Raw genomic sequence first — 12,962 nt, 5'->3', positions numbered from 1 at the left:
TATTTTGCCCACGAAATCTCCACTAATCTTTTTTTTATTGTGTAAGGAACAGCAGAAGGAGGAGTTTGATGAGTTACACAGCTACATTTACAAACAGAAACTATCGGAACGTATGGAAAGAATATGGGTATGACGAGGAGCTAATCAATCATAAAGTAAAGAATACATGGGAACTCTTATTTGATTCCTCACACCCGGAAACACAAATCTATTTTCCTGTCGGTGATGACCTAGGTTATATGCTTGATACCGGAAATGGCGACGTTCGAACAGAAGGTATGTCTTATGGAATGATGATGGCAGTACAAATGGATGATCATGATATTTTCGATCGGTTATGGAAATGGTCCATGACTTATATGTATATGGAAGAAGGAGAAAATGCTGGCTACTTTGCCTGGTCATGCGCACCAGATGGTTCAAAGAATGCTTATGGCCCTGCCCCAGACGGTGAAGAATATTTTGCATTAGCACTGTTTTTCGCTTCCCATCGATGGGGTGATGGGACTGGAATCTATCAATATAGTAAGCATGCAAAGGATTTATTACATCGTTGTATTCATAAAGGAGAAAATAATGATGGTTATCCAATGTGGAATCCGGAAAATAAACTGATAAAGTTTGTTCCTAGCGTAGAATTTTCTGATCCCTCTTATCACTTGCCGCATTTTTATGAATTGTTTGCCCTATGGAGTTATAAGGAAGATCGTGACTTTTGGAAGGAAGCTGCCATCGCTAGTAGGCAATATATTGCAAAGTCGGCACACCCGATAACCGGTTTAGCTCCAGAATATGCTTTTTATGATGGTTCACCTAATCATATTAGAGGGTTCGGCCATTTCTTCAGTGATTCTTACCGTGTTGCATGCAATATTGGGTTAGATTATGAATGGTTTCAAGATAATGCTTGTCCAGTCGTCGTCGCGGAAAAGATTCAGGCATTCTTTGCTGATAAAGATCCTGAGGATTACAGAAAGTATAAAATTGACGGAGAACCTTTTGATGAAAAAGCACTTCATCCAGTTGGTCTAATCGCTGCCAATGCTATGGCATCATTAGCGACAAGCGGTGACAATGCGAAAAAAGCTGTTGATCTATTTTGGAATACCCCCGTAAGAACAGGAAAAAGAAGATACTATGATAACTGTCTTTACTTTTTCAGCCTTTTAGCATTAAGTGGGAGATTTAAAATTTGGTTTCCATCATAAATAAGGATATGGATTGATAGGGTAATAGTAAGTATCGGCAGTGTTATACTGTGATAATACTAAAAGCCAAGGAAATTAACCCTTGGCTTTTTAGTATTATTTTCTAAAGTCCATCAAATCTTGATTTAATTGCTGTGTTTGTTGATACACATCTTGATACAACTTAAATAACTGTTTATATTTTTCCACGTTGTCTGGATTTGGCTGATAGGTCTCAGCATCTTCTAATATAGTATCTGCACATTCTTTTAATGAAGCATACCAGCCAGATCCATAGGCAGCAAGCATCGCAGCTCCCACTCCAGGTCCTTGCTCACTTTTTAATTTCACAATATTAGCATCGAAGATATCAGCTTGCATTTGTAACCAATCTGGATTCTTCGCTCCACCACCAATTGAATAGACCGTATCGATTTGTTTGCCATTTTCTCTAAAGATCGCAATCGATTCGTTAAGGGAAAATGTAATCCCTTCTAATACAGCACGGGCAAAATCCTTCAATGTATGGGAACTATCCATACCAATAAAGCTACCGCGAATTTGTGAATCAGCATGTGGCGTACGTTCACCCGCTAGATAAGGCGTGAAAAGTAAACCATTTGCCCCAGCAGGTACTTCACCCACGCCATCTAACAGCTCATCAAAGCTTTGTTCTGCCGCAAATGTTGTTTTAAACCAATTTAAGCTATGTCCAGCTGCTAACGTAACACCCATGGCATAATATGCATCCTGCTCACCATGGTTGAAATAGTGCACTTTTCCTTTATAGTCTTTATCACCTGTTGGTTCATAGGAAAGTACCACACCAGATGTTCCAATACTAGCAAAAGTTTTCCCTTCAGATAAAATACCTGAGCCGATCGCACCGCAGGCATTATCCGCTCCACCAGCAAATACATCTGTATCTGCAGATAATCCAGTTTCATTTGCAATCTCTGACGTTATTTTTCCGACATTGTGATGTGAATCAACTAGTGGTGGACAAATCGAAACATCTAAGTCAAGTAAATCACAGATTTCTTTGCTCCACTCTTTTTTCGCTACATCTAATAAACTGGTACCAGCTGCGTCAGAGTAATCCATATGCACTTGCTCTGTTAAGCGGTAACGTACATAATCCTTAGGTAAAACAAATGTTTTTGCATTCGCAAAGATTTCCGGCTCATGTTCTTTGACCCATAAAATTTTCGGTAAGGTAAAACCTTCTAATGCTAAGTTTTTCGTAATATCAATAAACTTTTCTTTGCCTACTTTTTCATAAATTTCTGCACACTGCTCTGTTGTACGTGTATCATTCCAAAGAATTGCATTTCGCAACACTTGATTACTTTCATCCAGTAAGACTAATCCGTGCATTTGGCCAGAAAAGCTTAAACCTTCAATGTCAGAAACATCTCCATCAAACTGCTGAACAAGCTCTTTAAGCCCAGCAACTGTTTGTTCTACCCAATCTTCTGGTTTTTGCTCAGAATAGCCTGTTTTCTCCTGTATTAATGGATAATCTTTCGAAACTTCCTGAACTACTTCGCCGTCTTTGTTTACTAATAAAAGTTTCACCGCACTTGTACCAAGATCGACACCGATTACATAACTCACAGCCACACCTCTCCTCTAACTTTTACTTTTAATTTGTAACCAATACAACTGCCTAAATCGAAGTGAAGACTTAGCTATGCACAAGCTCAGCTAAGTCTTCTTCTTACTGCTTATCTTATTGATCAGCGTATGCGTTTAATAAGTATCGATTGATGGTTGCTTTGATTAATTCTAAGCGACCTGATTTATTTTTGATTTCTTTTAGGTTTAGTGCATGTTCTTCTAGTGATTTGAAGTCTGCTTTACCTTCTACGATATCTTTACCGATACCTTCTTTAAAGCTTGCATAACGGTCATCAATGATTTTTTCAAATACTTGGTCTTCTACTAATTTGTTAGCTACTTTGTAACCAACTGCAAAGTGATCCATACCTGCAATATGTGCAAGGAATAGGTCGTCTTGTTCAAATGAACCACGACGTACTTTGGCATCGAAGTTTAGACCGCCAGATCCAAGTCCACCGTTTTTGATGATTTCATACATTGCTAATGTTGTAGAATAAATATCTGCAGGGAACTCATCTGTATCCCATCCTAATAATGGATCACCTTGGTTAGCATCTACAGATCCTAGTAACCCGTTAACACGTGCATAACGAAGCTCGTGTTCGAATGTATGTCCAGCAAGTGTCGCGTGGTTTGCTTCAATATTTAATTTAAAATGATCCTCTAGTCCATACTTTAATAAGAACGCATGTGCCGATTGAGAATCAAAGTCATATTGGTGAGTTGTTGGTTCTTTTGGTTTTGGCTCGATTAAGAATTGCGCATCAAAGCCGATTTCTTTCGCATAATCTACTGCCATATGGAAGAAACGACCAAGGTTGTCTTGCTCTAATCCTAAATCAGTGTTAAGTAATGTTTCGTAACCTTCACGTCCACCCCAGAACACGTAGTTTTCTCCACCAAGCTCTTTACCGATTTCTAATTGTTTCTTTACTTTCGCTGCTGCATATGCAAATACATCCGCATTGCTAGAAGATGCTGCACCATGAACAAAGCGTGGATTTGTAAAGTTGTTTGCTGTGTTCCAAAGCAGTTTTACATCGCTATCTTTCTTATAATCCTTGATCATTTCAACAATTGTATCAAGGTTTTGATTTGATTCACGTAGTGTAGCCCCTTCTGGAGCAATATCAACGTCGTGGAAACAGAAATATTTCACACCTAGTTTTTCAAAGAATTCAAATGCTGCTTCTACTCTTGCTTTAGCACGATCCATACCATCATACTTATCCCAGTTACGGATTGCTGTACCTGTACCAAATGGATCTGATAAATCTTCTGTAAATGTGTGCCAGTAAGCTACACCAAAACGAAGGAATTCTTCCATTGTTTTACCATTGATCTTCTCTTCCGGATTATAAAATTTAAATGCTAACGGGTTAGTTGACTTCGGGCCTTCATATTTAATTTTGTCAACGTTTTCAAACCATGCCATTTATACCTACCTCCAAGTTATATCCATTATGGATTTGATTTCGTGATTATTATAGCAACTACATTTAAGTTTGTCTAGCGAATAAACAAAGATTATAGAATAATTTTTTTAAATATGTTAAAATGAGGTTAATTTATTAAGTTAAGGGATGAGTGAGCAGATTGAGTCAAACGTGGAATCAGCATGTCGTAAAGAAAGAGAACAAAGCACTAGTTCTTCAAACTATTCAAGAAAGAGCGCCTATCTCTCGAGCAACAATTGCAAATGTTACCGGTCTAAACAAAGGAACTGTTTCATCACTCGTAAGTGAACTAATAGATGAAAAATTAATCCATGAATCTGGTACAGGTAAATCCAGTGGTGGCAGACGACCAGTGATGTTACTTTTAAATGAAACTGCTGGATTTACTATTTCAGTTGATCTCGGTGTTAAAAGTATTTTAGGTGTGTTAACAGATCTTCGTGGTAATATCTTGTCGGAGAAAAAAATCCGTTATAGCCAGCAAGATTTCGATGAAGTATTAGCATTGTTGTATCAATTAATTGATGGATTAAAGAATGATGCCCCAGAATCTGAATACGGAATTGTCGGTATCGGTATCGGTGTACCAGGTGTTGTTACAACGGAAGGTGAAATTTTATTGGCACCAAACCTCGGTTGGAAAAAAGTCCCGCTCCAGCAAATTCTTTTTGACCACTACAATGTCCCTGTTACGGTGGAAAATGAAGCGAATGCCGGGGCATATGGTGAAAAAGTATATGGAGTCGGACAAATGTCCAATGAATTAGTCTATACAAGTATTAGTATCGGTATTGGTGTCGGCTTGATTTTAGATGGTAAATTGTATAAAGGATTAAGAGGCTTCTCTGGTGAACTTGGACACATGACAATTGAGAAGGATGGTGCAGATTGTCGTTGTGGAAACCAAGGTTGTTGGGAGCTTTATGCTTCTGAGCAAGCATTACTTGATCAAGCAGAAGCAGCTGGTTTTAAAGATACTACGGTTGATCATTTGATCGAAGCTGCTGATCAAGGTGACGCGAAAGCAATACAGTTATTAGAAAATGTAGGCGACTATTTAGGTGTTGGTATTACTAATATTATTCATATTTTTAATCCTGAGCAAGTAGTTGTCGGGAATACATTACGCCAGGCCGAAAAGTATATTATGCCTGCCATAGAAAAAAGAATTGAAAAAAACGCAATTGGTTTTAACAAGAATGATGTTCAGTTAAACGTAGCTAAACTGAAGAACCATTCTACCGTAATGGGAATGGCTGCTTTTAATATTGAGAAGTTTTTTACGGAAACTGGGAATGAACCTGTCATGCATTAAATTGTAAATTTATTATTTTTTTAAATGCAGCTGGACCACTTGCCCATTCCATTGGGTCCTCCCCTATTCCAGCTGCTGTTAGCTCTTTATTTCTCCTTTCTTACTCCGTTACTATTTTTCAATATGATGTACTAATATATTCACCCCATTTAGGCTTTTTTCATATGCTACATGGGGTGATGACATGAATGAAGAATATAAAGAATATCTTGAGAACTTGTTGAACTGGGGAGAAAAGCTGAAACAAACTATTCATCAGAGTGAGCTTTTAGACGATGAAAAAATGCATGCTTTAAAACAAGTGGAAAAATGGCAAGGAGATATTTACGAATTATTAGACCAAGAAGAAGCCGAGGCAAATACTGAAAGAATGTTAGATTTAAGAGCCGAGGGTGAACATTTGATCCAAGAAATACAAGGTTCTTCCAATAGAGAGAGTGTGCCTTATGGTAAGCACAAATTACCTCCTTTGCCTTATGCTTATAATGCATTGGAACCTTATATTAGTGAACAAATTATGAGGTTACATCATACGAAACATCACCAGTCCTATGTGGATGGGTTAAATAAAGCAGAAGAAGCTTTATATTTGGGTAAAAAAGGCAAGGAACCGATCAAGCATTGGCTAAGAGAGCAAGCATTTCATGGCTCCGGCCATTATTTGCATACGATCTTCTGGTTTAACATGACACCAAATAGTAAGAAAAAGCCGTCTGGTGAAATACTTCGGCAAATCGAAAAGGATTTTGGCTCATGGAATAGCTTTAAAAAATTGTTTACTGATGCTGCCGAATCAGTAGAGGGTAATGGTTGGGCAGCATTATTGTGGTCACCGAGAAGTGGTAAACTAGCGATTCAAACGTTTGAGAAACATCAATTATTTCAATTGCCGGACACCATTCCTTTATTAGTGTTAGATGTTTGGGAACATGCCTATTACTTGCAACACCAAAACGATAAAGCATCCTATATAGAAAATTGGTGGAATGTTGTGAATTGGGATAATGTGAATGACAGATTAAAAGAAGCTAAAAAAGTCAAATGGAAATTATTTTAAAATGTAATGAAGCGATATTTTTATCGCTTCATTCGACTATTTAACGGCCTTTTTGCTATACTTATTAGGAGAGGAGTTGATTAATTGATATTAAAAACCCCGCAAAAAACGAAATCATTGTTACAGTTGGAAATACTACAAGATCGTTACCTCGAAGTACCTCCTGATATGGTAGATGCATTCGGTCGTGAACTAGCAGGTTACCTTGGAGAAAAAAGCTTACCTTATTACATCAACCTCACATCATTAAATTCCCATTATGATTTGTATAACTTGCGTCTTGAGCATAATAGACACCATTTTCAAATGGATGGATTATTCCTTTTTTCGAACTTTCTTTTGATAATAGAAGTTAAGCACCTAATCGGAAAGATAATGCTTAATGATGCAAATCAACTGATTCAATCGAAAGATACTGAAGAAAAAGTTTATGATAACCCCATCATGCAAGCTGCTTTACAAAAAGAACAACTACATTCATTACTGTCAGAATTAGGCCACCACTCCATTCCTATTCACACTTTAGTCGTTTTCACACATAAAAAGGTAAACCTATCGATTGATCATCCAGATATAATCACTTCTCAACTGCTACCATTTCGACTAAAAAAACTTTCGAAGGATTTCCCTAACCATATACGAACAATGGATCAGTTGCTCACCCTTGGAAAAGAACTCCTTGCTTTGAATAGTGAAAAAAATTTGAAACTATTACAGGATACACACACAGATTTACGCAATATTCGCCGTGGTGTATTTTGTCCAAACTGTAAACCTATTGTCATGAAACGCACACACGGCGGATGGGTATGTCCCAAGTGTAATTATAAAAATCGAGACTGCCACATCTATGCTTTAATTGATTTCATTTATCTCTTTGGAGAGTACATTACAAACAGACAGCTTAGATGGTTCCTTTTAATCGATTCAGAATATACTGCAACCAGAATATTAAAAGATTTAGATTTAAAAGCAGAAGGTAACACGAAAAACAGAAGGTATAATTTATTACCTTTGTTGAAACATCATAGATAGAACATTTCTTTTTAGAATTGCAAGTTGCACAGCCTTTATGCGATATCTGCTTTTGTTTATTGCGAAATGATGCTCCTTTATTGCGAAATCACCTTTGTTTATTGCGAAATGATGCTCCTTTATTGCGAAATCACCTTTGTTTATTGCGAAACGGTGCTCCTTTATTGCGAAACACTTCTTGAAATATTAATTGGAAATCCGATGTGATCTCCTTGAACACACCGGATTATTTTATGAATATGAATCAATCAAGCTATCATCCAGCCCTGGGTACGAAGGTGTTTCATCCTTCAGTAATTCTACTTCCATTAATTTTACTTCATTTTTTGTTAATTGAAGGTCTAGTTGTAATCCTACATCTTTAGTATACTCTTGAAAGGATTCAAATAGTGGTACTGCACTTTGTTTCAATGTTTCCACTTGTGCTTTTGATGGAAAACGCGGTCGCCCCATCTCTTGCCATACTCGCCATGGATTGGCATGTTTTTCACTGATTGATTTAGAAGAGACAAAATATTTCCCGTTAGCTAAAGGCAATTGAATGTTTATTACACGATTATGATCATCACCTTTCTCCATCACTAAATTCCAGACAACAAGCGAAATACTCCCATCTTTCTTTTCCGTGACAAGGATGTGATCATCTCGATATAATACCTTACTTCCTAATCGATTAAAAAAGGTAAACAGATGATAGGTTGGCTTTCGTACATGACTTAAGCCCATCAAGCCAAAACCTCCATGAAATTGCGCTTTCGGTACATCTAGTTCTTCGAAAACATCGCTAAATGTCCAATACGAGAAGGAATCAACATGATCGCCACCTTCACTTAAAATCTTTGCTAAATAGGCAGCATTTAACGTTGTATCATGGACTGGATTAATCGGGCTATACGATGTATTGTATTCCGTTATATGAAAAGGTAGTTCAGGAAAATCGGAGTCTTTAATCATTTGTCTAACATTTTTAAACTCAGCTAACATCTTATCTGGTTCAGCCAGTTCTTGATAGTAATAATCTGCTGTTACTTTATGTGGTGGACGTGATGTATAGGCATGACGTGAAACAAAATCAACAGGCACGTTTTCGTTTTTACAAAATGTCAAAAAGTCTGTAATCCATTCATCTGATCCACCACAAATAGCCGGTCCTCCTACTTGGATCTGCTGATCAATCGATTTAATCGCATTCGCTGTCACTTGATATAATCTAAAATATTCTTCTTTATCAGCATCTTTCCAAAAATTCACTAGGTTCGGTTCATTCCAGATTTCGAATGGCCATGTTAACACTTCTTCTCTACTATAACGGTCGATAAAGTGTTGTGTTACTGCTTTGATTAAGTCTTCCCATTTTTGATAGTCATTTGGTGGTGTGACATTGCCTTCCCAGGCAAAAATCGTTTGATGATCAGAAGCTAATAATTTTGGCATAAATCCAATTTCAACGAATGGCTTTAGGCCAAGCTCTAGAAATGAATCGAAAATACGATCGATATAGGTAAAGTTATAAAAAGGTCTCTTCTCTCCATCAACTTCGATCTCCCGGTAAATCCCGATATCATCATGTAGCAGACCATGACCTCTTATATAGGAAAAGCCGATTTCTTCTTGTACTGTTTTTAAATGCTTCAAATATTCCTGTTGTAAAGCTAAACCTAAGCGACCAGTACCAATACATTTCTTCCAATTATCCGAAAAAATAGCTTTATGTTCTCTTTTCACCTGAATTGTGGTCATCTTTCGTTCCTTCCTTTCTCCACCGCTTCGATAAATGCTTTTGCTTTATTGGTTAAATCAGCTAAATAGTTGTCTGTAATCTGATCGGCCTGTTTAACTAATGTACTCCCCGCTCCTACGGCAACAGCTCCCGCCTTGATGTAGTCACTAGTATTATTGATATCGACGCCACCTGTTGGCATTAACGGAATATGTGGAAGCGGCCCTTTGATATCTTTAAAAAATCTCGGCCCTACTATACTAGCAGGAAAGACTTTAATCATATCTGCCCCTTTTTCATAAGCTGTTAAAATTTCAGTCGGAGTAAAGGCACCGGCAACAGATACAGCGCCGTATCGTTTCGTCATTTCAATTGTTTCTTCTCTTACTGTCGGCGAGAATATAAATGATGCACCGGCCATTAAGGCTGCACGTGCTGTCTCTGCATCAAGTACAGTACCTGCTCCAACCATTACCTCGTCACCTAATTCATCTTTTACTTTCTCTATAAGTGTTAACACTTTAGGTGTTTCCACTGTTATTTCAAGCGATGTTACCCCACCGTCACGTAATGCTTGCGCAATTGGAATAATCGTTTCAGGTGTGGTTTTACGCATTACCGCTACTACACCAGTATCTAACATCCTTTGTAATACTGTCATTTGTATTCAACCTACCTTTTGACATCGATATTATCTTGCTGGAACATAAATTGATGTAACGCTTCTTGATCTGGTAATCCTTCGTAATCGCCTTTAACTTGTGTTTGCATCGCCCCTACCGCATTCGCCCGCTTGACTGCATCGCTTAACGGAAGTTGATCAAGCATACCGGATAAAAATCCTGCCACGAAGCCATCACCCGCTCCGACAGGGTCGATCACTTGTGGAATCGGAAATCCCTCGATATATCCGCTTTCATTTTTAGTCTTAAAATACGCACCTTTTTCTCCAAGCTTAATAATAACTGTTTCACAGCCATTAGCTAAAAATGGATCGGCTACCTGTTCTGGATCTGTTTCATCAAATAAGAAGTCCGCCTCTTCTAAGCCTGGTAAAACAATATCTGATAACGCCACCATTTCTGTTAGCACAGTTCTTGCTTTTTGTTCTGACCATAGCTTCCGTCTTAAATTCGGATCAAAAACGACTTTCACCTGATGTTTACGAGCTAGCTTCATCATTTGAATCACAGTATGATAGGCAGATTCACTCAAGGCTGGCGTTATTCCGGTTACGTGAAGATATTTGGCATTTTTTATATATGCTTCATCAATATCATCCGTTTCTAAGGTACTGGCTGCCGATCCTTTGCGATAATAACTGACACGGATATCTTCAGCATGGCGGATTTCTTTAAAATAAAGCCCTGTCGGAAAATTCGGATCTCGTTTAACGTGGCTGACATCAATTCCTTCTCCACGCACCGTATTTAAAATATATGTACCAAATTCATCTTTTCCTAGCTTACTAACCCAGCCTACGTTATGGCCAAGGCGAGCAAGACCAATTGCAACATTTGTCTCAGCTCCGCCTACATTTTTAGAAAAGGCCTCTGCATAACGCATTATCGGACTTGATACCGGAGTGAACACAACCATTGATTCACCAATCGTAATGACATCTTGCATGATTACACCCCACTATATGCCATAAATCCGCCATCAACTGGTATACAAGTACCGGTTACAAAACCACTTGCTTCTTCATCAACAAGCCAAAGCAATGTTCCTAATAAATCCTCTGGCGATCCTAAACGCCGCATTGGTGTATGATCAATGATTTTTTGCATACGTGGTGTTGGTGAACCATCTTCATTTGTTAAAAGCGACCTGTTTTGTTCTGTTAAAAAGAAGCCGGGAGCAATTGCATTGACACGTACATTCGCTTCCGCCATATGCACTGCAAGCCATTGTGTAAAATTATTAATCGCTGCTTTCGCTGCACTGTATGCCGGTACTTTTGTCATTGGACTCGGTGCACTCATGGATGAAATGTTGATAACGGTCGTTTTCCGTTCCACCATCCGCTCAGCAAAAACTTGTGTTGGGATCAAGGAACCAATAAAATTAAGGTTAAATACCGATGAGAAGCCCTCTGTTGTCATATCAAAAAATGTACGGATGGAGGGGGCTGACAATTCCTCTTTTTCAAATTTTTCACTTGCTGTTGTACCGTCAGGATGATTACCTCCTGCACCATTGATCAGAACATCACAGGCTCCATATGCTTGGAATATTTTTTCTTCAGCTCTCCTCACCGCTTCTCGATCGAGTACATCACAAGCCACCGCCAATGCTTCTCCACCTTGTTCTTTGATATCATCGACTACCTTTTCTGCTTTTTCGTAAGTGCGATTTAATACGGCTACCTTCATGCCTTGACGCGATAATTCCTTAGCCATTGCTCCACACAGGACACCGCCGCCTCCAGTAACAACGGCTACTTTATTTTTTAAGTTCGAATGGATTGGTAACATCTGCTTCATCCTTTCCTTTGACTAATTGGTAAGCATCCCATAATCCCCATAAATACATAATGCCAAGTGCTCGGTCATATAGACCATAACCTGGCCTACACTGTTCATCCCAAATATGCCGACCATGATCTGGCCTAGTGTAGCCCGTAAAGTTAATATCATGATAGGCTCTGACAATCTCATCAATGCCAATTGAACCATCATTTGTTCGATGAGATGTTTCAATAAAATTACCATTATCGAATAATTTCACATTACGAATATGTGCAAAATGAATACGATCTTGAAACTCATGAATCATCGAGACGATATCATTATCTTTTCGAACTCCTAATGCACCTGAACATAAAGTAATCCCATTATACTTGCTTGGCACCAGACGCATAAGGTTACGAAGGCGCTCTTGTGTTGTCACTATCCGCGGAAGACCAAAGATTTCCCATGGTGGATCATCTGGATGAATCGCTAATTTGATATCATACTCTTCACATACAGGAATGACTTTTTGTAAAAAGTATCGTAGATGATCAATTAAATCATCTTCTGTAACGTGCTGATAGGCTGCAAATAAATCCTTTAGTGTCTCTAATCGTTCCGGCTCCCAGCCAGGCATCGTATAATCAGGATTTGCGGCAATTTTTTCGACTAATTCTAATGGATCCATATCTGTCACTTTTGCCTTTTCATAGAAAAGTGCTGTCGATTGATCAGGTAATGAACCAAATAAATCGGTTCTTACCCAATCAAATACAGGCATGAAATTATAACAAATGACTTTAACATTTACTGCCGCTAAATTTTTGATCGTTTCTATATAATTTGTAATATATCGATCACGGTCTGCTCTCCCTAGTTTAATAGATTCATGAATATTGACACTCTCCACAACATCTAGGTGTAATCCATAACGCTCTACTTGTTGCTTCACTTCATAGATGCGGTCTTTTGGCCATATTTCACCTGGAGCAATATCATGCAATGCCCAAACAATACCCTCCACTCCGGGAATTTGTTTAATTTGAGATAAAGTTACACTATCATTCCCCTCACCAAACCATCGAAACACCATTCGCATGTTGTCACATCCCTTC

General features: G+C 38.3%; 11 protein-coding genes. 4 read left to right on the top strand and 7 right to left on the bottom strand.

The annotated features are described in order from the left end of the window. Positions 1-68: 68 nt before the first annotated feature. On the top strand, positions 69-1,208 hold the full coding sequence (locus GHT08_RS00365) for a family 8 glycosyl hydrolase (protein WP_163578911.1): 1,140 nt from the start codon (positions 69-71) through the stop codon (positions 1,206-1,208). Between the two features lie 96 nt (positions 1,209-1,304). On the opposite strand, the gene xylB is transcribed toward GHT08_RS00365, so the two are convergent. Next, positions 1,305-2,804: a xylulokinase gene (xylB, locus tag GHT08_RS00360; protein WP_163578910.1), complete on the bottom strand. Its 1,500-nt coding sequence runs from the start codon at positions 2,802-2,804 to the stop codon at positions 1,305-1,307. 115 nt (positions 2,805-2,919) lie between these two features. Then, entirely contained in the window at positions 2,920-4,245 is a 1,326-nt protein-coding gene (gene xylA, locus GHT08_RS00355; RefSeq protein ID WP_163578909.1) for a xylose isomerase, read from the bottom strand. 161 nt (positions 4,246-4,406) lie between these two features. Between xylA and GHT08_RS00350 the strand changes: the two genes are divergently transcribed. The 3 genes from GHT08_RS00350 to GHT08_RS00340 all read left to right on the top strand — a co-directional run bounded on the left by GHT08_RS00350 (position 4,407) and on the right by GHT08_RS00340 (position 7,674). After that, positions 4,407-5,582, top strand: a complete 1,176-nt coding sequence (locus GHT08_RS00350) for an ROK family transcriptional regulator (protein ID WP_163578908.1) — start codon at positions 4,407-4,409, stop codon at positions 5,580-5,582. 184 nt (positions 5,583-5,766) lie between these two features. Next, positions 5,767-6,639: a superoxide dismutase gene (locus tag GHT08_RS00345; protein WP_163578907.1), complete on the top strand. Its 873-nt coding sequence runs from the start codon at positions 5,767-5,769 to the stop codon at positions 6,637-6,639. Positions 6,640-6,723: 84 nt separating this feature from the next. Further along, a complete protein-coding gene (locus GHT08_RS00340) occupies positions 6,724-7,674 on the top strand; it encodes an NERD domain-containing protein (RefSeq protein WP_163578906.1) in 951 nt (316 codons plus the stop codon). A 231-nt stretch (positions 7,675-7,905) separates the two neighbouring features. On the opposite strand, the gene GHT08_RS00335 is transcribed toward GHT08_RS00340, so the two are convergent. From GHT08_RS00335 to uxuA, 5 genes are read right to left on the bottom strand one after another with little or no spacing between them, the layout of a single operon-like run. Then, positions 7,906-9,414, bottom strand: a complete 1,509-nt coding sequence (locus tag GHT08_RS00335) for a GH39 family glycosyl hydrolase (RefSeq protein WP_163578905.1) — start codon at positions 9,412-9,414, stop codon at positions 7,906-7,908. Further along, positions 9,411-10,055 carry a bifunctional 4-hydroxy-2-oxoglutarate aldolase/2-dehydro-3-deoxy-phosphogluconate aldolase gene (locus GHT08_RS00330; RefSeq protein WP_163578904.1) on the bottom strand — a complete coding sequence of 215 codons (645 nt, stop codon included), beginning with the start codon at positions 10,053-10,055 and terminating at the stop codon, positions 9,411-9,413. Before GHT08_RS00330 ends, GHT08_RS00335 begins: the two co-directional genes overlap by 4 nt. An 11-nt stretch (positions 10,056-10,066) precedes the next feature. Next, positions 10,067-11,023: a sugar kinase gene (locus tag GHT08_RS00325; protein ID WP_163578903.1), complete on the bottom strand. Its 957-nt coding sequence runs from the start codon at positions 11,021-11,023 to the stop codon at positions 10,067-10,069. A 2-nt stretch (positions 11,024-11,025) separates the two neighbouring features. Beyond that, a complete protein-coding gene (locus tag GHT08_RS00320) occupies positions 11,026-11,871 on the bottom strand; it encodes an SDR family oxidoreductase (RefSeq protein WP_163578902.1) in 846 nt (281 codons plus the stop codon). Further along, positions 11,840-12,946 carry a mannonate dehydratase gene (gene uxuA / locus GHT08_RS00315; protein ID WP_163578901.1) on the bottom strand — a complete coding sequence of 369 codons (1,107 nt, stop codon included), beginning with the start codon at positions 12,944-12,946 and terminating at the stop codon, positions 11,840-11,842. Before uxuA ends, GHT08_RS00320 begins: the two co-directional genes overlap by 32 nt. Positions 12,947-12,962 lie beyond the last annotated feature (16 nt).

This window comes from Gracilibacillus saliphilus (assembly GCF_010994085.1).
Taxonomy (GTDB): domain Bacteria; phylum Bacillota; class Bacilli; order Bacillales; family Amphibacillaceae; genus Gracilibacillus; species Gracilibacillus lacisalsi.
Note: the sequence above shows the minus strand (reverse complement) of the source record. Positions and strands in the feature narration are given on the sequence as shown.